The 19,621-nt window shown below is 41.4% G+C and carries 20 protein-coding genes; 7 read left to right on the top strand and 13 right to left on the bottom strand.

Features of this window, described 5'->3' with window-relative positions; translation table 11 throughout:
• Positions 1-115 precede the first annotated feature (115 nt).
• The 3 genes from FM037_RS08075 (at position 116) to FM037_RS08065 (ending at position 4,267) form a co-directional block, all read left to right on the top strand.
• A complete protein-coding gene (locus FM037_RS08075; protein ID WP_144045570.1) occupies positions 116-1,684 on the top strand; it encodes a BCCT family transporter in 1,569 nt (522 codons plus the stop codon).
• 75 nt (positions 1,685-1,759) lie between these two features.
• Positions 1,760-3,523 (top strand): hypothetical protein, encoded by a 1,764-nt coding sequence (locus FM037_RS08070; protein WP_229381117.1) that lies wholly within the window; start codon positions 1,760-1,762, stop codon positions 3,521-3,523.
• A gap of 3 nt (positions 3,524-3,526) precedes the next feature.
• On the top strand, positions 3,527-4,267 hold the full coding sequence (locus FM037_RS08065) for a DUF3726 domain-containing protein (RefSeq protein WP_144045569.1): 741 nt from the start codon (positions 3,527-3,529) through the stop codon (positions 4,265-4,267).
• A gap of 194 nt (positions 4,268-4,461) precedes the next feature.
• Here the strand turns inward: FM037_RS08065 and FM037_RS08060 are convergent, their stop codons facing one another.
• The 9 genes from FM037_RS08060 to FM037_RS08020 all read right to left on the bottom strand — a co-directional run bounded on the left by FM037_RS08060 (position 4,462) and on the right by FM037_RS08020 (position 10,538).
• Positions 4,462-4,692 carry a hypothetical protein gene (locus FM037_RS08060; RefSeq protein WP_144045568.1) on the bottom strand — a complete coding sequence of 77 codons (231 nt, stop codon included), beginning with the start codon at positions 4,690-4,692 and terminating at the stop codon, positions 4,462-4,464.
• Positions 4,693-4,728: 36 nt separating this feature from the next.
• Positions 4,729-4,905 carry an EAL domain-containing protein gene (locus FM037_RS08055; RefSeq protein ID WP_144045567.1) on the bottom strand — a complete coding sequence of 59 codons (177 nt, stop codon included), beginning with the start codon at positions 4,903-4,905 and terminating at the stop codon, positions 4,729-4,731.
• 173 nt (positions 4,906-5,078) lie between these two features.
• A complete protein-coding gene (locus FM037_RS08050) occupies positions 5,079-5,384 on the bottom strand; it encodes a hypothetical protein (protein ID WP_144045566.1) in 306 nt (101 codons plus the stop codon).
• A 165-nt stretch (positions 5,385-5,549) separates the two neighbouring features.
• Positions 5,550-6,092, bottom strand: coding sequence for a hypothetical protein (locus FM037_RS08045; RefSeq protein ID WP_144045565.1), 543 nt, complete (start codon positions 6,090-6,092; stop codon positions 5,550-5,552).
• A 283-nt stretch (positions 6,093-6,375) separates the two neighbouring features.
• Positions 6,376-6,840, bottom strand: coding sequence for a winged helix-turn-helix domain-containing protein (locus FM037_RS08040; protein WP_144045564.1), 465 nt, complete (start codon positions 6,838-6,840; stop codon positions 6,376-6,378).
• 278 nt (positions 6,841-7,118) lie between these two features.
• The gene (locus FM037_RS08035) at positions 7,119-7,976 is read right to left on the bottom strand and encodes an EAL domain-containing protein (protein WP_144045563.1); all 858 of its coding nucleotides are present in this window, start codon (positions 7,974-7,976) and stop codon (positions 7,119-7,121) included.
• 295 nt (positions 7,977-8,271) lie between these two features.
• Positions 8,272-9,318 (bottom strand): outer membrane beta-barrel protein, encoded by a 1,047-nt coding sequence (locus FM037_RS08030; protein WP_144045562.1) that lies wholly within the window; start codon positions 9,316-9,318, stop codon positions 8,272-8,274.
• Positions 9,319-9,753: 435 nt separating this feature from the next.
• Complete coding sequence (locus FM037_RS08025) at positions 9,754-10,029, bottom strand: hypothetical protein (RefSeq protein WP_144045561.1); 276 nt, start codon at positions 10,027-10,029, stop codon at positions 9,754-9,756.
• Between the two features lie 257 nt (positions 10,030-10,286).
• Positions 10,287-10,538 carry a GlsB/YeaQ/YmgE family stress response membrane protein gene (locus tag FM037_RS08020; RefSeq protein ID WP_144045560.1) on the bottom strand — a complete coding sequence of 84 codons (252 nt, stop codon included), beginning with the start codon at positions 10,536-10,538 and terminating at the stop codon, positions 10,287-10,289.
• A 412-nt stretch (positions 10,539-10,950) separates the two neighbouring features.
• Here FM037_RS08020 and FM037_RS08015 point away from each other — a divergent pair, with 412 nt between their 5' ends.
• Positions 10,951-13,665 carry a TonB-dependent receptor gene (locus FM037_RS08015; RefSeq protein ID WP_144045559.1) on the top strand — a complete coding sequence of 905 codons (2,715 nt, stop codon included), beginning with the start codon at positions 10,951-10,953 and terminating at the stop codon, positions 13,663-13,665.
• A gap of 464 nt (positions 13,666-14,129) precedes the next feature.
• Here the strand turns inward: FM037_RS08015 and FM037_RS08010 are convergent, their stop codons facing one another.
• Genes FM037_RS08010 through FM037_RS08000 form a run of 3 tightly spaced genes read right to left on the bottom strand, consistent with a single transcriptional unit; the run spans position 14,130 to position 14,795 of the window.
• Positions 14,130-14,378, bottom strand: a complete 249-nt coding sequence (locus tag FM037_RS08010) for a hypothetical protein (RefSeq protein ID WP_144045558.1) — start codon at positions 14,376-14,378, stop codon at positions 14,130-14,132.
• Positions 14,371-14,604 (bottom strand): hypothetical protein, encoded by a 234-nt coding sequence (locus FM037_RS08005; RefSeq protein WP_144045557.1) that lies wholly within the window; start codon positions 14,602-14,604, stop codon positions 14,371-14,373. The genes FM037_RS08010 and FM037_RS08005 overlap by 8 nt, the downstream gene beginning before the upstream one ends.
• The gene (locus FM037_RS08000; protein WP_144045556.1) at positions 14,601-14,795 is read right to left on the bottom strand and encodes a hypothetical protein; all 195 of its coding nucleotides are present in this window, start codon (positions 14,793-14,795) and stop codon (positions 14,601-14,603) included. The genes FM037_RS08005 and FM037_RS08000 overlap by 4 nt, the downstream gene beginning before the upstream one ends.
• A gap of 426 nt (positions 14,796-15,221) precedes the next feature.
• Here FM037_RS08000 and FM037_RS07995 point away from each other — a divergent pair, with 426 nt between their 5' ends.
• The 3 genes from FM037_RS07995 to FM037_RS07985 all read left to right on the top strand — a co-directional run bounded on the left by FM037_RS07995 (position 15,222) and on the right by FM037_RS07985 (position 17,568).
• Positions 15,222-15,572, top strand: a complete 351-nt coding sequence (locus tag FM037_RS07995; RefSeq protein ID WP_144045555.1) for a hypothetical protein — start codon at positions 15,222-15,224, stop codon at positions 15,570-15,572.
• Positions 15,573-15,601: 29 nt separating this feature from the next.
• Positions 15,602-15,874: a hypothetical protein gene (locus FM037_RS07990; protein ID WP_144045554.1), complete on the top strand. Its 273-nt coding sequence runs from the start codon at positions 15,602-15,604 to the stop codon at positions 15,872-15,874.
• A gap of 983 nt (positions 15,875-16,857) precedes the next feature.
• Entirely contained in the window at positions 16,858-17,568 is a 711-nt protein-coding gene (locus FM037_RS07985) for a response regulator transcription factor (RefSeq protein WP_144045553.1), read from the top strand.
• Positions 17,569-17,654: 86 nt separating this feature from the next.
• On the opposite strand, the gene FM037_RS07980 is transcribed toward FM037_RS07985, so the two are convergent.
• On the bottom strand, positions 17,655-19,460 hold the full coding sequence (locus FM037_RS07980) for an aryl-sulfate sulfotransferase (RefSeq protein WP_144045552.1): 1,806 nt from the start codon (positions 19,458-19,460) through the stop codon (positions 17,655-17,657).
• Positions 19,461-19,621: the final 161 nt, after the last annotated feature.

Raw genomic sequence — 19,621 nt, 5'->3', positions numbered from 1 at the left:
CCCTATGAGAGGAAACAGAAATATACATGTGCAGCCCTGAATAACCTATAACTCAAAACCGGGCAGCTTAAAAGGATTTAGCCACTGGCAAGTCCAATAACCTGTGGAGCAGAATATGTCTGATGCAATCAATACCGCGAACGCGGAGATTTCAACAGCAAGGAAATCAACAAATAAACACCAAGAGCTCAATTTAGATAAGTCTGTACTCTGGCTAAGTGGTGGCTTTATCGCCCTATTTGTCGCCATTGCCCTCTTCGACGATAAGCTGCTTGCCAAGATCGTTGATGTGGGTTTTAACTGGTCGGTGATGATCTTCGGACCCTATTGGCAGGTGCTTCTTTTACTCACCTTCCTGATTAGTCTAGGTCTTGCGGCAGGCAGAACCGGCCATGTAGTACTCGGGGGCTTAGATAAACCTGAGATGGACGGCTTTCGCTGGTTATCGATAATCCTGTGTACTCTATTGGCCGGTGGTGGGGTATTTTGGGCCGCTGCCGAGCCCATTGCTCACTTTGTCAGCCCTCCACCAGTGTTTGCTAGTACTGATGATGTTAAGCAAATTGCCATTAATGCTTTGTCACAATCTTTCATGCACTGGGGTTTTTTGGCCTGGGCCATACTCGGCAGTCTGACTTCAATCGTACTGATGCACCTGCATTATGATAAAGGCCTGCCCCTTAAGCCACGCACCTTACTGTATCCGGTTCTGGGTGAGCGAGCACTTCATGGCATAACTGGCACCCTGATCGATACCACGAGTATTATCGCCGTCGCGGCTGGGACTATCGGGCCGATAGGTTTTCTTGGGCTTCAGGTCAGCTATGCCCTCAACGCTTTATTTGGCTTGCCGGACTCCTATGCTACCCAGCTTGTGATCATCTTATTAGCTATCGGTATGTATACCCTGTCGGCTCTGAGCGGCGTCAATCGCGGTATTCAGTTTTTGAGTCGATGTAACATCATACTGGCCATAGGCTTGATGATTTACATTCTGATATTTGGTGATACTAGCTTCATTATCAACGGCTACTTGCAAGGCGTTGGCTCCATGCTGAACAACTTTTTTCCTATGGCAACTTATCGAGGTGATGAGGCCTGGTTAAGTTGGTGGACCGTGTTCTTTTGGGGCTGGTTTCTGGGGTATGGCCCCATGATGGCTATCTTTATCGCCCGTATCTCTCGTGGCCGAACTATTCGTCAATTGGTGTGCGCCGTCAGTATTATTGCCCCCCTAATCACTTGCTTCTGGTTTACTGTGGTTGGCGGTTCAGGCCTGGCATTCGAGATAAGTAATCCGGGATCTGTTAGCGCCGCCTTCGAAGGCTTTAATTTGCCCGCATCTCTGCTAGCTATCACTCAGCAGCTGCCGTACCCGACGGTTATATCTATTTTGTTCTTGCTACTCACAGCCATTTTTATCATCACTACAGGTGACTCCATGACCTACACCATCAGTGTCGTGATCAGCGGAAACAGTGAACCCAGCACGGCGATTCGCGCATTTTGGGGGATCATGATGGGCATCTCCGCCTTGATATTAATCTCCATGGGTTCTGGCGGGATCACGGCATTACAGTCGTTTATTGTGATAACCGCAGTACCAGTCTCCCTCATTCTGCTGCCTTCTTTGTGGAATGCGCCAAAACTGGCTATCGAAATGGCCAAGGCCCAAGGTTTATAACAATAATTCGAGCCTGTAAACAGGCTGAAGCTATTAACAAATGAATAAGAAGTGAATAACACTCAAGGATTCAACATGATAAATAATTTAGGCTCAACAAACCTGATGGATAACGGGACATTAAGAGAACCGGACATTGTGATGAACCCGAGTCGTTTGGGCGCCATGCACCAGAGTCGATTGAGCTTCGTACGTAGCTTAGTGCGCCGTATGGCACGACAAAAATGGACCATATCCCAGTCTGAATGGGCCCTTGATGGGCAAGGTTTTGGTCATGTGATATACCGAATCGATACCTTAGAGAATCACTATCACCTGCTGATTTTTTCAGATGAGATAGCCAATGATGAGCGTAACGATCGCGTTATTGCCCAGAAGTGGGATATCACCTTCGCACTCGTCCATGGGGATGTCGACTCTGGCTTATTTTCCAGACTTAAAGACAATGTGCCACTACAAGAAGCGGGTAGAAATTGCAGTCAGGTATTAGTGCTAGCAAGGGCCAACAAGAGTATGCGGGTGTTCGAACATCTGGTGGACTCGCTTTCATCTGGAATGCAGCCCCAGCGGGACATTCTGGCTAGCGTCGGTTATATTTTGCGTACTACGGCGGTATATGGCAACGGTAAATTTGGCATCGCAGATTTTGAGGTTCTCAAACAGAATCTAGATTTCGAGCCGTCTTTCAGTGCTCAGATGTGCGCAGTATATGTGTTGCGACAATTCAGTCTGGACTGGGTACATTATCTGGCTAAGCAGCGCGGCGGCGATCAAGCCGTCGAGTTAATTAAGCCACTGCAAAGATATTTAGGTGTCGGTAATGCCACTGGTCTGGGCATGGTGCCTTACCTGATCAATCACCCAAAGATCATGGACAGGTGGTTATCTCAGCGGGAACATGCCATAGCCGCAACATCATGCCAGCCACTGACACAGGCGAAAAGTACCAGCTTAGTTAAGCTACTAAGGCGAGCCGTTATTCACTTGCAACAAGTGATCACCATAGATACCAATCAGCAGGAGAAAAACAGGCTAAGTGTTCAGGAACTCGATACCTTGATCTCAAGGTTAACCCAAGAGCTGTATCACCAATGGCAGACACTTATCCAAGACACCCAGACTTACAGCTATGAATCTCAAGAAATCGTTATCACTTGCATGCTGGAGCTGTACCCTGATCTAGTCGATAAATATGAATTGACCATGAATGCCGATGAAGCTTTGTGTCTCAGACCTGGTTTGCTTATCGAGGAGATACTGCAAATATTGCAACATCGTTATCTCTGGGCTCTGAATATTGATTTTTCATTAGCTAAAAGTAGTCACTGGTTCTGGTATCGCTCTAAAGATAAAGAGGAGCCCAGAATGGGAGTCAGGGGAGTAGAACCAGGAGATGAGCAAGAGATGAGCCTAGATATAGCCAGACAAGTCTCACGCTTACACCAAGCACTAATCAATAAGCCAGTATCGATGCCAGTTAGTGAGTTCTTACTAGAGCAGCCACAATATCGCAGCATCACCCGTCGAGTCTGGGCTATGACTCAATGCCCCCTGGGGGATATACAGGTTAACTTGTTAGATAAACAGACGCTGCCGATGGATCTATTGCGCTGTAAGTTAGCCATGTTCGGTGCTACTAAGTTTGACCCGCGATCGAGTCGCTGGGTAAGAGTAACGCTATTCCAAGGAGCGCCCATGAGTGATGAGTTACACACAGATGAGTGGCTGTTTCCTGTCTTTCCTCAAGAAGGCTTACTTCAAAATCAGCTCCAAAATCAGCTGCCACAAAACAATGCCATTCCAGGCTCTAGCCTAACAACAAACCCGGACGAGGCTTAGACTATGATTCAGATATCTCATAATGAATTAGTGACACTCTGCACTAAGGCCTTTATCGGCTTACATAAAAACTGTGGCGAAGCCGACGTAATAGCCAACATGGTGGCGGATCTGGAGATGGTAGGCCTAGATGGCATCAAGCACTTCATCAAGGCACTAGACTTTCTGGCAGATGATCTCGACTCACCGGTTAAGGTCGATACTTCATCCGAACAGAGATTAAGCGTAAATCTTAAGGGCAGCAGTATCTTATGTCACCTACCCAGCCTACTGGACTACAGTTTGGAGAAACTCGCCGATCAACAAACCGTCAGCTTACAAATCAGCCATTGCCACAATCGTTGGCTAGCCTTCGGTGAGCTGATAAAACTCGCTCAGAATGGCTTGTCAGTAAAGGCCAGCTGGAATAATGGCCCAGAATCGATACAGCTAGTGTACATACTCGGTGCAGGCCAGAGTTTACCCGAACTTTACTTGACCCAGCAAAAAGCCGATGATCAGCATTCACTATCAATAGAGATCAGTCGGCAGTCCATCACGCATCCGTTAGCAGGTGATATGACACAACACATCACATCATCGATGCAGGCGGAGAGAAAACGAAAGGCATGGAAGCAAGGTATATCGGTGAGCAGGGAAAATTGGGACACCATCAAGTCGGTTGCCAGCACTATTTTAGTCGAATCTAATATCGTGTCTTTAAGGGGCGCCGGAGCGGATCATCAGCTGCTAGTCAGCGAATAAAACACTCAGCTTAGAGGTGAAGTCCCTCTACTCTAAGTATATTGCCCCTTTTGGAGAAGGATTGGCTCGTCTGCTATTGAAGATGAGGAATTAACCTCATCTCACTGAATAATTCATTGCGGAAGTTTTCTGACGATAAGTACTCTTGTAAACGTTTGCTGAACTCATTGACATCCCCCTTTGGACTCTTTAAATCAATCAAAGCTTTGCAGCTCGATAAAATGCTGCAAGCCAAAGGTCAAAGAAACAGAGTCATCAAAATCGATGTCGTTATCAACTTCCATTGACTCCACTAGCATCTCTTCACTGGATAAACGATTAATCACTAAGGTGATACTGGCTAGCAATTTTTCGATCAACACTTGCAGGTTTTCAACATAAAGTGTGTTGTTCACATTGAATGTTTCAATGTTCATGCCTGGCATACATCTCTCCAATTATTACGCTACAGCTAAATAGTTTTAGCTTTTTTTACTTTTAAGAAGACGACCTTGATATCCATAGATGAGTGCCTTATTTAATGACTTAAGCTGAGTCTTAGTCTCTACTGCTTCAACGATCACTTTGAGCCCATTTAAGACAAGTTCAGAGTGAATAAACTCAACAAGCATATCCATCTCATCATCAGTGTTCGGCATGGTAAGTTTTACAAAGTCATACAAATGACTCTTAAGCTCAGAGTCTCTGAAATCTTGATCTCGATAATTAAAATTATTAGCCGATATTAAAATATCATGCTCTTTAAGGAATAAGAGTCCTTGCTGTACCCTAGGACAGCGATTACAGGGGTTTGCGTTCGTTAAGCCTACAACTAGGTTCCCCCCAGATGATGCAGAAGAATTGAAAGCTCTCTTATCTGGTTAAGCCCATGCACATCACACAAACTCGCCCTTTCGGTATTGACAAAAATCAGTGTATGTTTTTCATTGAAAATTGATCTGTCACTGTCTATAGCTAATTTTTTCACCACGTCGAGTAGTTGATTCAAGGTTCGACCTGTATTAAATTCGTGTAACTGCTGCTGATTAACACCCTGCTCCGGGGTCAAAATCAGGTTCATCTCGGTAGCTATGGCTACTCCATTGCGATTAACAATAGAATCAGAGCTAAATTTCAAATTTAGCTCTGATTGCTGCAAATTAAAACAAGGGTTGTAAACCACTGAATTCAAAATAAAACAATTATCTAGCACAAGGACCTCACTAACCTAAAAATTGGGGGAAATATACTGGCACGGTAAGTTAAATCAGTTTATTTATAAAAATAAGACCGGCAGCAAGGTTCATGTGCCATTCGATTTATTGAATATAATTTGCGACTGATTTATATTGTTCAAAATAAAAGTATTCCCCCTAAGCCAAGTTATTTTTTGTCCTTCACCAAAAGTTCTATTCAAAACATTAATGGCTAGATGAATAAGAAACTCTTCATCACTATCTGACCCCATAGGTTTTAATGTATGGAAGTTTTCGAAATTAAAGTTGATAATGTCTTGTTCGGCATCCCAGATTCCATTTAGATTAACCTCGTTATTTACATTAACAACTTTATCTTTATTTAATTCTTTAACGACTATACTGAATGTAACGGAGTAATGATTATCATTGTAAAATCGTAACCTACCACGAAAAACGCCCTGAAGATCGCTATTAAAGCCAGCCAAATAATCATCTGTATTATTAACATAATGCCTCACATCAAACACCCAATCGCCATCCTTAAAAGCATGGATATTTCTTCCACCTAGATCGGAAAAAAAGTAAGCTGACACTGAGATAACAAGCATAGAAAACAAAAAAACTAATAATTTAAAATGACCTGACATAGGTTATCATCCAGTGGTATACTCTTGTTGATTTTCACCAACAATGAATAGTCAACATTATCAGAAACAACAAATAATATTGTGAAAGAATAGCTTTTCTTAGCTGAAACAATTACACTTTTTAACTCACCAAGGTTTAGATCAACATTGGTTAAAATACATTTCCTGATGAGATTTGAGAGCCCATCGTCAATATTATTGTTTTTAAACTTAAGTATTTTTACCCCATCGATTTTTATCTTACTATAACCTGTCAACCCCTCACCGAAACTTTCACCTTGCTTTACTCCCCGAAAACATACAAAGAAACAAAGATGGTAAATAGAACAATATAGAGTCCATAAATAATAGATTTTTCGTTTACTCTATTCATAATTGAAGATGATTGTTTTTCAACCTCAACACTCTCAATATTTACACCAGCTGTGAGCCTATAACCCATTTTAGTCACAGTTTTAATAATTTTTTGCTCTTTGACATTGTCACCCAAGAACTTACGTAAAAGGGAAACGGTTTGATTAACACTAGTCTCATCTACGACCAAACCACGCTGGTTCCACACCTCTTCTAATATCTGCTCACGGCTAACAACCTCGCCATTATTGCAGATCAATACAGCTAACAAGCGTGACTCATTCAAACCAAGCTCAACGCTTGTGCCGTCCTTTTGATCAGTTAGCTGATGAGTTTTAACGTTGAACAGGTATCTCTGACCTATTTTGTAGGTAATATTTTTATCACTATTCATTGTAATTTACATCTACACTGGTCCCACAGGACACGAATAATTCGCAACAATCTAATCCACAAACTAATAATGATTGGATCATATATCTCCTTTAACTAGTTTATGTATCTACAGTGTATCCTTACTGTTATAGGTGTAAGTCAAGATGGGGAATGTAAAGCAATATGAGGGGGAGCTGAGCGGGTATTTCACTATATTCAAGCTAGAATACTAGTTATTAAACGAGTTCAATACTCTTCTGAGCCACTCCGTGGCTGATACTACACAGGAAATTGTTACTAACGATTACCCTTCCAGTCGATGAAATCTATTACAGGCATAGGTTGGCCGTATACATAGCCTTGAATGGCCTTCACTCCACGTCTCTTAAGATAGGTTACTTGATTCAGGCTTTCTACTCCTTCGGCTACAATTTCCAGTTTTAAGCTTTTAGCTAGACCAATGATTGAATCTAATACTGAAGTATCTTTGTTTTCTGCTATGGTATCGATAAATCTTTTATCTAATTTTAATGAGCTAAGTGCCAACTCCTGGAGATAGAGAAAGCAACCATAACCAGTACCAGCATCGTCTAAGCTGGCAGTAATACCGAGTTGGTAAAAATCTTCAAGATATGAACGAGCCCCTAACAGATCGTTAATTTCCAATCGCTCGGTGATCTCAAGCTTGATCTGATTCCCATTGATCACGCCTCGAGCGACATAATCTTGGATAAACTTAAATAGACGTCTCGACTTCAAATGCTCCGGTACTATGTTAATACTTAAATACTTGTCACTACCAGCCCAGCCTAATTTATTAAAATCATTGAAAGCTTTAGATAAAAACTGTTCAGTTATCTCTATGATTAATCCAGATTTCTCTGCATAATCAATAAACTGTAATGGCGATATGACTCGTCCGTTATCCATGACTAATCTGACCAGCAGCTCCGCACCTATCACTTTACCAGTGTCGCTGTTGATTATCGGCTGATAGTAAGGAACAAAGCCATCTATTGCCAAGCCATCTATTATCAGTTCCTCTTCAACTTCGACAAATCGGTTATTTTGAAAATGAATCTGACTCGGCTTAAAAAATCTATCAAACAGTAAACTAAGTCCCCTGTTCCCACTGTAACTTAAAATGTTTTGCATATGGTCTCACTCAAGCTCGAATTATGATTACAATCAGAAAATGTTAAGTGCAATGTTAAAAATAAAAGTACACACAGCCTTGTTCTTATAGATTCTATAAAAGCCACAGGCTTAAATTGTTTCACACGAGTACAAGTGTTCTCGCACGCCCTTAATCTGCTAACTCAATTCCTAGGCAATGGTCACATAAACAGAGCGGGTCAACGAATGGCCAGCTATAAGCAAAACTAAACATATTTTAAACATTAAGGCTCATCCTTGAGCATAACCTTCCCTTCACAGCTCAAGCTGCGGCTTATAGTGAACTAATTAATATTTTTTTTGTGCTTGTAAGCTCAACTACAACAACTCGTTCGAGTGAACGTGATTGTGTGCTATTTGCGCGTGACTCTTTCTCACCGATAGCTTGCTTACTCATGTCAGCAACTTGCAGACCTGAATCCAAAAGGTAATTAGCAACAGCTTCAACGCGTTGCTTAGAAAGCTTCATGTTATAATCTGCCGCACCTTGATTATCAGCCTGACCAATTAACACGATAGAGTCATCGATTGAATTTTTAGACTCTCTGACAATCTTATCCAATTGACGTTTTCCGCTTGAACTAAGCTCAGATGAGTCAAAACCAAATAGAATAGTCACTTCTTCTTTTTCGATTTTAGTCTGATACTTTGGTTCTATTTTTGGCTCAACTTTGGGTTCTACCACGGGCTTAGTTTCAGTTATAGCTAGTGGAGTAGGCTCAGATTCTATACCAAAGCGATAAGTGAGCTGGAGACCTATAGTCTGCGCGTCCATATCAACTGTGTTCCATGCAGTTTCATTCACATCTGAAAATCTACGGTATTTAGCTGAGATAGCTAATGCATCAGTGATGTTATAACCAAGACCAATACCGAAGTATGCAGCAGTATCTGTTGCACTAACGTATTTCCCCTGACCCATTTCATGGGCTAAATGATACTGATAAGCACCAATTTCACCTGTAGCAAACCACTTATCATCTAAAGGAAGCGTACCGACTAAGCCTAAAGTGAATCCATCAACATCAATTGCTTCACTACCATCAGTGTTACCACCCCATAGATGAGTATCGTCATCGGTACCTAGATCTTGCCAGCCAGCCTCAATCGCAAAATATTTGTTTAGCTGATAACCAACCAAGGCATTCCATGCAAGGTCGCTGTCGTCTTGCAGATGACTTGTAGCATCTACAGACTGATAGTTGTTTTGACCGAGACCAGCACCTAGGTACCAAGAATTGTCTACATCTGCAGCGCTAGCACCGAAAGAGAAAGCTGCAATAACGAGTGTACCGATCAAAGTTTTATTAAAATTTTGCATTAAAAATCATACTCCATATATTTTTTATCGTATTTAAATCGTATGCGTTACTCGGTTGTAATAGTTAATAAATGACATTAACGATTAACGACAATCCCAAGTAATCCAGCACCGATTTATGAGCGGTATTGTAGAGTAGATGCCGAACCACAGCAAAAGCGCAACCAATTGATATAAAAGGGCTTTATGTTTATTCATAAAGATTTATAATTTTATATATGACAGTTGAAGTGCGAGGTACGGTAAAAAGGGAGAAACCAAGGGAACGAGGAAGCTAGGAAGCCAGGCCAAGGGGTCATGCAACGAGTAGGCTTGGAGTTTTAGCCGAACACTCTTGGATAAAAACTCTTGTCTTTGCACTACAGAAGAATATCGAAGAGTGACCACCTTCAGAAAGGAGTCTTGCTAACTTTAGGGGTTATGCCTAGGAGAGAGTTAATCTTGAAAGGGAGGGCAAGAGTGAGCGTTTTCTGCACGCATGATAAGTTCAATATTATCGAAAAGTTGAGATATCCACTGAAAGAAAGGAAATTTAATAAAAAGGAAGTCAATTTCGACCGCCGAATACTTATCTCTCAATTTATAATATTCTGGTATCCAAAATTCAACATTGTTAAGTACTTCACATGTCCAAATCTCAATGTCTGAATAAAGTTCAAAATAATCATTGATCATCTTCACTTGTAATAGATCTTGCTCACTAATATTCATGTTACGCACCTAGAATTAGGTTAGGACAAATTAGGCAGATGCTTGAGATTTTAAGTGATGGCATTACTGGAGTAATGACTCTGCTTGCTAATTAACAGGAACTTGTTCTGTAACAAACACGAGGCTAATTATGTGTTACAGATAACCTCAAGCATCTGCCTTTAATATAACAGTGACTTAGTCGGTTAATGTTTCGAGCCTGTTTCAGGCATCTTATTCTACAACAAACATTTATGCTTAGGCTTTAGATAGGGATACTAGTTTTTCTTGATCAAGCCAATCACAAACAATAGTAGAGCAGCTCCTACAGTCGCCGCAACAATAGAACCTAATATTCCTCCCATGGATATACCGAGGAGACCAAATATAAATCCACCAAGTATGCCACCTATCACTCCGAGTATGATATTAACGACTAAGCCGAAGCCCTTACCTTTCATTAGCGTTCCGGCTAACCATCCCGCTACGGCACCTACGACTAAATAGAGAAGTAATCCCTCTATACTCATACATTCTCCTACATTTGTTTGAATTTTAAATTCCAGGTCGATAATTTCAGATCAATAATTTTAGCGAATGCTTAGGGAAGGAACATAACTTCCATTTCATGTTTACATACTAACCCACTGAATGAGCAATAATCTTCCTGTTTAACTATGTATGAAGGACCTAATTTCATTCATAGCCTCCCTAAGCACTCAAACACATTATTCATCAAGTCACTGAAGTTCATGTTTCACAAAGTTTTCAATTTCGCTTCTAAAGCATGCAGATAACTCGATATACCTCACAGATAAAACCTTGTGGATACAATATACCGAAATTCTGAATGCACTATTCCTTCGTAACGACTTTGTTAAAACCTTATTAACGTCATATATCAAAACTCCAATAATCTAACAAACAATAAGAAGGGATTAGATGAACAAACTAAATCGGATAAAGGTCAGTTATTTATCAGGATTGATAGCGCTCAACCTGGGAATATCCGTGAATGTTAATGCCGTAGAAAATTCACAGGCAGAAGCCAATGCTGACATAGAAGTGATTGCTGTTACCGGGATCAGAGGGAGTCTGATCAAGTCCAAAGATATCAAGAAAGAGTCAGACACTGTTGTCGACGCGATCACCTCAGAAGATATCGGTAAGTTCCCCGATCAAAATGTCGCCGAGTCTCTGCAGAGGATCACCGGCGTATCCATCGACAGATCCGGTGGCGAAGGCCAGTCGATCACGGTCAGAGGGCTCGGGCCAGAGTTTAATACCACCTTGATAAACAAGAGAACCATGGCCACAACCAGTGGTGGACGTTCTTTTAGTTTCGATATCTTAGCCTCTGAACTCATCAGCGGCGCCGAAGTATATAAGACTCAGTCGGCTAACCTACAGGAAGGGGCTATCGGTGCAACGGTCAATATCACCACCTTCAAACCCTTAGCCATTCCCGGTTTTCAAGCCACGGGCAGTATTAAGGCCGTGTATGACAAGATGAGCGGCACCACCAGCCCACAATTCTCAGGGCTCATCAGTAATACTTTCGATGATGAGAAGTTCGGTGTACTGTTATCCTTGGCTCATAGCCAAAGAGACAGCCGCTACGATGAAGCCAATACCGCCTATTATGAACGAACAGATCTAACGCTAAACGATGGACGCACGTTCGATGATGTCTATATGCCACAAAATTATAATCAGATAGCGCAAACTGAGTCCCGTGAGCGCACAGGAGGTAATCTGGTATTTCAATACGTGCCTCTGGACAATCTGACCTTCACGCTCGATGCCCTCTATTCAAAGTATGAGGTCGACTACAGGCAAGATATTCTCGCCCATTGGTTCGAAGAGAATAAGCTCACCGATGTCACTTTGGATAACAACCGCACAGTGGTACAACTGTCCATGGGCAATGGCAGTCACAGTGATTTCATGGTGCGTCAATCGCAAACAGAGAACCAATTGACCGCCTTTGGTTTTAATGCGGACTGGGACTTAAATGACACTGTCAGCTTAGCCGCCGATATTTCGTACTCCCAGGCCTCTTCAGATCCATTAGGCGGCATGACAGATACCGTCGCCGCGCGCCCTGGGGATTACAGCTATGACAGAAGCTCTGGTGCCCTACTGCCGACGATGACCTTCAATGCCAACAACTCATCCAATGGCTTAACCGCAGGTTGGGGAGGTAGAGACGGTACAAAAATAGATGATGAAGTTTTAGAGGTTAAATTAGATGGTGAATGGATCGTCGATAACGGTGCATTAGCAACCATTAACTTCGGCGTGCTCTACTCAGACAGAACCTTCGGCAGCACAGACTATAGTACAAAGTCGCCAGTACCTGTCATATGGGGTGATAACAGCTCTCCTATTTATTTAGATCCAAACCTGTTCAGTAATTTCGATGCCGATGGTTTCTTATCCGGTAGCGACGGCGCTTCCGCTCAAAACTGGCTCACATTTAACTCTGAGGCCTGGTTCGACTACGTCACATCCGATAAAGTGATGGCACAGCTCGACGACCCGGCTGCAAGCCGTGCTTTACTGGCCCAATATGGTACACAGATGCATGCTTCACCGACAGCCTATGAAGTCAATGAGACGCTCGACGCTTTATACGCTGATTTCCATTTCGATGGCGACCTCTATGACATGCCATGGAAAGTCGTCGCCGGCTTACGTTACGTAGAAACAACCAGTAAATCTAAGGGAAATCAGATCGCCTTACTGGATCTGGTGCCAGCACCTAATGAGGACGGAGTCGTACGTGTCGTAGAATCTGAAGATTACTTACCGATAGAAGCCAGCAATAATTATGATAACTGGCTACCTAGCTTAAATGCCAATATTGAAGTTATCGAAGATGTTATCGCACGCGTGGCGTATTCCAAAAGCATCACCCGCCCAGAACTCGATGAGATGTCACCCCTGTCTAGCTATAGCGGTGGACATCAGAATAGCTTAAAGGGCGAAGGGGCTAACCCCATGTTAATGCCATTCACCAGTAATAACTTTGATCTGTCTCTGGAATGGTATTATCAGGAAGGAAGCTACGCTTCTGTAGCCGCCTTTAGAAAAGATATTTCCGGCTATTTGGAAACCGAAGAAGTACAGGAAATAGTGAGTGTTCCCAGTGGTGATTACGACTATAAAGTGACGCGCCCAGTAAACCAGAATGATGCTCAGATAACGGGTTACGAGTTTGCCATACAGCACATGTTTACCAGCCTGCCAGAGCCGCTCGATGGATTAGGTGTTATTGCTAACATGACTATAGTCGATAGCGATTCGAGTTCTTCGACCTCAGGAGGTCTACTGCCTTTGGTTGGCCTTGGTGACTCACAGAACTTGATCTTATTCTATGAGAAAGACGCAGCCCAGTTCCGTATCGCCTACAATAATCGCTCGAGATTTATGCAGTCTAAGCCTTTGTCATGGCGCGGTGCTCATTATGTAGAAGATTATGCCCAGGTTGATATCAGCGGTAGCTATGATTTCAACGAAAACTTAACCCTGTTTATAGAAGGGATCAATATTACCAATGAGTTAACCGTGAAGACGGCTGAATACTCGAATCAGGTGTTAGAAGTCACAGAAACCGGCCCTAGATATTCATTAGGCATTAGAGGAGTATTCTAGCGCCTAGTAGGCTATACACTTAGTGAGTGGCTTATTGATCCTGATGACTAAAAAGAGTCAATAAGGAAATGCAACAGGAAGCTTAGGCTTCTGTTGCATTTTCATCTATTTATCTTCCTCCCCCATATTAAGCCCCTTTGATCCTTCTTATGCTTTATACAAGCGCTTATGCATCTCTTATTCAGAACACAGACTTCAAAATCTTCGGCTAAACTCTTTACGACCTAAATCCTCAATAGCTAAACCAGCTGAAACTACGTTAGTTTTTTAAAGAGAAATTCATCGTACAAAGGAATGTACAGAGATGATTGCAGGCGTTTTGACCGGTAGTGTTGATTAGGTAACGATGAAACCTGCTGAATACGCAAGATAAATATTAGAGAACAGCCACGACTCGGAATCTAGTCGCTAGAGATAGGAGGGCTAGCTGTTTAGCTGCTAGTAAATAAAGAGGCTAAGCCTCCTTATTTCATGACGACCTTCTTATTTTTTAACTGTCCAAGCAACTGCTTGAAAAGGATGATAGTCTCTTTTTCCAGCTGATTGATTGTCGCTATGGGATCGTAAAAGTCAGGATGGGTTAAATACCAAAACTCGCCAATCTGGGAAAAAACGTAACGACCAGGCTCGAAACTCAGGACACAGGTATTCACACAATATTGTTCATTGATAAGAAAGCAATATTGGCAATGTTTCATAGTATTATCACTCATAATCATGACTTAACAGAGAAATAATTTCTCTCTCTTCGAGATCTAATGCTGAGCTCAATGCACGCAGCTCCATTCGTACCTCTATATTATGACGAATAGCACGTAGCTTTATATCAGCTTTACCTTTTGGCTTTGGCTTGGTTTTTTCTTTAGCTCCTGATTCGATAGAACCAGCATGCTCTTTACTAAAATTAAGCGGGATTACCCTAGAACTCACACTTGTCATGCATCCGCCTCTGCTGACTCACTGAAAACTTTTGCTTCATCTAAACTCTTAAAATGCTCAAGAATCTTTTTACGCCCCTTAGATTGGATGATCTTGCTCTCACATACCTCGAGCATCCATAACCAACGATTGACACTAGACTGAGTGCACTTATGGTCTATTGGATGAGAGTTAGCAAATAAAAATGGCATAATTGGCTCTTTAATTATTGGAAAATGATAAAAAATGTGTAAAAAAAAGCTCTTAACAATATTGAAAAGAGCGACAGTTTTACAAGCATCTTGAAAAGTCCATAAAGACTCGGACAGATTATCGCCGATAAGCTCAATTACTTTGTTTCATTAAGGTTACACACCTCCCTTTGCCTCATTCCTCTCTTCAGCACAATTCACTTAATCGCTTCACTTGGCATACTTAGAAAAAGCGGTGGAAACCTTCCACTAATACCTACATGGCAATGACCTACCTATATAATTTTCAATGGACTAATATCAATACCGAGAAGGCTTAAAGTTATAGCATAGGAATTCACGTTTTGATTAAAAGTCTCTTTCGCATCACTTTATGCTTGTTAAACAGTTTTATATTAATGGCAGGCTTAAATAGTATGGCTACCAGTGAGTTACAATGAACTTGGTTTAATACAAGAGGAGATGCAAAACTTTAACAAGAGTGATATCGAGTTTTTACGCAGCCACTCATTCGTCCCCTCTTTTCCTCTTGCAACAATTGGGATCAGAAACTACGCCTCTTTTGAACTTGAAGGCGATGGTGTCACTCAAGCCAGCTTCGAACTGGAGCAGCTCTATCTATCTGCAGGCTTACCTATATTAATGGACGAAAAAGACGCAATCGCTATAGATGGATATGTATCTCATAATAATTTTTCCTCGAAAGATGCTAAATACTTATCCTTTCATGTTAACTCTGTGGGAATACCGCTAGCCTGGCTGAGACAAGTAAAGTAAACCCAAGCTGGCAAGCAGCAGCTTTTGTTATGCCTATGGCCAATAAAAGCTCACTAGATCATTCAAATTGGAGCTGGCAAACTCTCGGCGGCGTATTTGGTCGATATGTTCAAAGCGAAACCTTGTGGTGGGCATTTGGCTTTTACATCGATGTGGGTGGCAGTGAAAACACCTACTTACCCTACGTTGGTGCCTCATGGGAAATCAATGAACATTGGAGCATCAATGCCATGTTACCTTGGCCCTCCATCCTCTATGCCCCTGACGATAATTGGTTATTCACCTTGGGCTCCTCACCCTAAGGAACCTCTTGGGAAGTTGATAACCAATCAGGCGAAGCTAAAATCAATTTTGATGCATGGGATTTTGGTCTGACACTTGAGCGTAGAATAATCAGTAATCTGTGGATATCACTCAACGGCGGTCTGGGAGGGATACGAGGCCTCAGAGTAACAGGAAGTCAAATACACGGCATAGACACTCAGGTATCATCCAGTGGATACATAGGCTTAAATTTGAATTTTAGACCAACACTTTAAGTCAGCGCTATAGATGCTGACTAATATACTGCCGATTATACCTTCGACGTTTTTTGAAAGCAGTCTTACCTAGTGAATACACGACGACTGTGCCACCAAATCAACCTCCATCCCTTCAAGCATAAGTGATACTCGCTTAAATCCAAGGTAGCTCTTATATAAGAGCACTATTTCCTTAGCCGGATATTTTTTCTTCAGCAGAAAGTAATCTGGTACCCAGAGTTGTATCATTCTCAACTCTTCGAGCGACAAATAACTTAGCTCGATAAAAGGTAAAAAGACTTCATTTACCAGCCTGATTTTTACAAAATCAACATGCTCGATACTCAAGGAACACCTCTATAAGATTAAACTAATCAGCCTAATAATCAGCCTAATTATCAGCCTAATAATCAGGCTAATCTTTAGCCGTCAGATTTACATTGTGAACCCACACCATGTGTATCCTTAACGTATCAGGCGAGCAATCAGGCGCTATCGAGACAAGTGGGAAAACTCCATATGCTCAATTATCGATTTCTTCCAAGTAGCCTCAAGTTCATGGTTCCCAAAAGATAATTACCACATAAATTAATATAATACTTATAAATTCTCGACTTTTATTCCACTTAAGCATTTGTATCTTAAGTGTTTCACGTTGACCTTTTTCCAACGAGAAAATTCACATCTATTTACTGTATTCACACCAATTTCTCATCCAAGATAACTCCAGTAGCAAGAACACAATCACTTAAGGAGTAAACATTATGAAAGCAAAATCGATACTAATAGTTGAAGATGACTTGTTTACCTCACGCCTTATTAGCAGCTTCTTTGAGCGTAAAGGTTTCATCACATATCAAGCCTACGACTCTGGCGCCGCATTCATGTATGCGGCAGATAAAAATCTGGATATGATCATTTTAGATGTAACTCTACCCACAGATTCTGGTGTCTCTATTGTCCAAAAACTCAAGAGCATTAGTCCATGCCCTGTCATTTTTTATTCATCGGTTACCACCGAAGAGATGGAAATTAAAGCGCTAGAGACGGGAGGAGATGACTATATCAATAAGCAGCGTGGTCTGAATGTACTTTATGCTCGAATTAATCGCCTGTTATCCAAAGTTGCTATAGAAAATGAAATCACGAGCACAAGCACAACGGTATCAATCAATAACATCTTACTCAATGCAGAGCTCAGCCAATGTAATATTGCTGGAAAAACAATCGAGCTGCAGAAGAAAGAAAGTAAAGTGCTTAACTTTCTAATGCTACATAAGAACAGTCTAGTCAATAGAGATGAAATCTCATACCTCCTCAATGGATACGCTTATGACGGTTGGAGTAGAAGTATTGATTTAATCATCTGTCGGCTTCGCAAAAAGCTAAAAGCGGCAAACATCCCAGAAGGCGCAATCAAGAGCTTACGTGGCAAAGGCTATAGCCTCATAGAACATGAGTTTATTGCGGCCTAGTGTTTTGTTATTTGAATTTGAAGGAGCACTCCAGTGAGTGCCCCTCATGACTTTACAAGCTACTGTCACATAGTTAATATTATGAGTTACTCATACAGCCCTTTTTTGATAACAAAGAAATTGCTCATATCTATCCGCCATGTATTACCGTCACCATCATCAGGTGTTTTCACTCGACCCGACGTAGCCACTAATTCAAATAGTTTGGTATATGAACCATCCTCATTCTGCTGCACTTCTACGAATATAGGACGACTCTCACTGGTATATGGATCTACATCTGGATCCAAGGGACCTGTACCAGAATCAAGTTCTGTAGGTATACCATTACCATCAACCATAGCACCACCTGAGTTGATTAGCATGTTTCCGTTTATAGGGTCTTTAAAAACGTTACCGACGTATGACGAGTAGAAAATACCACCGAGTTCTTTACCCCACTCAGCCTCTTTTTTAATGGTCATTTTCGATAAGTCGATAGTGTACTCTACGTAACGCCCCCAATTATCAGCGGCTACTAGCTGTAAATCAGGATCGTATGAACGATAATTACCATCATCAAACATGGCGACTTTAACAATACCTTTCACACTACTTGGTAGAGGAGTAACTCCATGTTGACCCCAAGTCCAAAACTCTTTATCCGCCTTATCAATATCAGCAGCATCTTCTAGATTATAAAGAGCCTTACCATCTGAATCTACAGGAGTTAACAAGTATTGCTCTAACTCTGCAGACCACTCATGATGAGAGCCCGCTATAAAACTAATAGCCGCATCAGCATTGTCTTGTGGAGTAATACCAACAAAAACATTTTGATTACGTAACGAAGCGATGATAAGGTCCTGAGTAGCATCATTATAGGCTGCATTTAAATGAGCCCAGTCATTACGATTATCACCATCACCATTAATAATGGTAGGCGCACGATTAATATCCAATAGTTTTGAAAAGTCATAATAGTTAACTTCAGTACCAGTAGCTCGGTCTATAATGGAAACACCATCTTCACGAGTTAATTCAGCACCATCATTATAGTCTGACTTCTCAGATGGCAGTAATAGTTGCGAACTATCTCCATCAACGAGAATGGTCGTATGGTGTGCTTCATATTGCATATTAGTTACACTATAAACGCGACCCATGATATCCCACTCGTAGATTGTTTTGTTAGTAGCTGGACTACTAACTGTAACATTATCAACAACGGTTGAACCATTGGATACATAACGACCATCGCCAACTAGGTTAAAATTAAATGATGGGATGACGTCATTGGTTAATGCCCAACGCACATCTCCATTATTATCTAGACCGTAGTGCCCACGACCATAATAGCTCGTCATGTATATGCCATCACTACGCTTGCTGAAGTCTGGATCAGAATGTTTAACATCAAAGATCGGCGTACCAGAAATCACATACTCACCATCAACCATTTCGGCGTCAGTTGGTGGTAACGGCTCTGTTTTCAGATCAAAAGTAAAAGTTTGCGTTGTATCTGCATCTGTCACTCCTACGATAATAGTATTTAATGTATCTGGTTCAAGACCTGAAACTGGTACTAGGTTAGCACCATCAACAGTAGTATAAATATAACTTAACGTAATTGGAGCTCCTAAATTTTTAGAAGTTACTGATATTTCGATAGAATTGATTAACCCATCATTCCAAAATCCATAGTATGCGCTTAACGGTGCTGTGCCATATGGATTTAATGTGGTAATTGCTGTTTGACCAGGTTGGTTAATTCGAGCTAACTCAGCTAGTAACCCATTATATATTTCAGTATGCGATGTAACAACGGCGTTGTTATAAGCTAATGTCACTGTTGTTGATAACGTTGTGACTGTAAATATAGCGGCCATGCTTATTGATTTTAATATATTCATTTATACATCCTTAATGATAAGAATAAACAAAAACAAATTTTATGGACAAACCCCCTTCTCTCAACATACCTAATAGAAATCATTAAATACTTTAATGAAACACATTGTTTTACAGCATTAAACCAGAACCTGAAATAATCAGAGTGTTTCAGCAATGTATC

The sequence above is a fragment of the Shewanella psychropiezotolerans genome, from assembly GCF_007197555.1.
In the GTDB taxonomy this organism is placed as follows: Bacteria; Pseudomonadota; Gammaproteobacteria; order Enterobacterales; family Shewanellaceae; genus Shewanella; species Shewanella psychropiezotolerans.
Note: the sequence above shows the minus strand (reverse complement) of the source record. Positions and strands in the feature narration are given on the sequence as shown.

What these genes read in the sequence shown, in the direction of transcription:
- FM037_RS08075 (WP_144045570.1), top strand. Translation starts at nt 116, where the DNA reads ATGTCTGATGCAATCAATACCGCGAACGCGGAGATTTCAACAGCAAGG.
- FM037_RS08070 (WP_229381117.1), top strand. Translation starts at nt 1,760, where the DNA reads ATGATAAATAATTTAGGCTCAACAAACCTGATGGATAACGGGACATTA.
- FM037_RS08065 (WP_144045569.1), top strand. Translation starts at nt 3,527, where the DNA reads ATGATTCAGATATCTCATAATGAATTAGTGACACTCTGCACTAAGGCC.
- FM037_RS08060 (WP_144045568.1), bottom strand. Translation starts at nt 4,692, where the DNA reads ATGCCAGGCATGAACATTGAAACATTCAATGTGAACAACACACTTTAT.
- FM037_RS08055 (WP_144045567.1), bottom strand. Translation starts at nt 4,905, where the DNA reads ATGCCGAACACTGATGATGAGATGGATATGCTTGTTGAGTTTATTCAC.
- FM037_RS08045 (WP_144045565.1), bottom strand. Translation starts at nt 6,092, where the DNA reads ATGTCAGGTCATTTTAAATTATTAGTTTTTTTGTTTTCTATGCTTGTT.
- FM037_RS08040 (WP_144045564.1), bottom strand. Translation starts at nt 6,840, where the DNA reads ATGAATAGTGATAAAAATATTACCTACAAAATAGGTCAGAGATACCTG.
- FM037_RS08035 (WP_144045563.1), bottom strand. Translation starts at nt 7,976, where the DNA reads ATGCAAAACATTTTAAGTTACAGTGGGAACAGGGGACTTAGTTTACTG.
- FM037_RS08030 (WP_144045562.1), bottom strand. Translation starts at nt 9,318, where the DNA reads ATGCAAAATTTTAATAAAACTTTGATCGGTACACTCGTTATTGCAGCT.
- FM037_RS08025 (WP_144045561.1), bottom strand. Translation starts at nt 10,029, where the DNA reads ATGAATATTAGTGAGCAAGATCTATTACAAGTGAAGATGATCAATGAT.
- FM037_RS08020 (WP_144045560.1), bottom strand. Translation starts at nt 10,538, where the DNA reads ATGAGTATAGAGGGATTACTTCTCTATTTAGTCGTAGGTGCCGTAGCG.
- FM037_RS08015 (WP_144045559.1), top strand. Translation starts at nt 10,951, where the DNA reads ATGAACAAACTAAATCGGATAAAGGTCAGTTATTTATCAGGATTGATA.
- FM037_RS08010 (WP_144045558.1), bottom strand. Translation starts at nt 14,378, where the DNA reads ATGAGTGATAATACTATGAAACATTGCCAATATTGCTTTCTTATCAAT.
- FM037_RS08005 (WP_144045557.1), bottom strand. Translation starts at nt 14,604, where the DNA reads ATGACAAGTGTGAGTTCTAGGGTAATCCCGCTTAATTTTAGTAAAGAG.
- FM037_RS08000 (WP_144045556.1), bottom strand. Translation starts at nt 14,795, where the DNA reads ATGCCATTTTTATTTGCTAACTCTCATCCAATAGACCATAAGTGCACT.
- FM037_RS07990 (WP_144045554.1), top strand. Translation starts at nt 15,602, where the DNA reads ATGCCTATGGCCAATAAAAGCTCACTAGATCATTCAAATTGGAGCTGG.
- FM037_RS07985 (WP_144045553.1), top strand. Translation starts at nt 16,858, where the DNA reads ATGAAAGCAAAATCGATACTAATAGTTGAAGATGACTTGTTTACCTCA.
- FM037_RS07980 (WP_144045552.1), bottom strand. Translation starts at nt 19,460, where the DNA reads ATGAATATATTAAAATCAATAAGCATGGCCGCTATATTTACAGTCACA.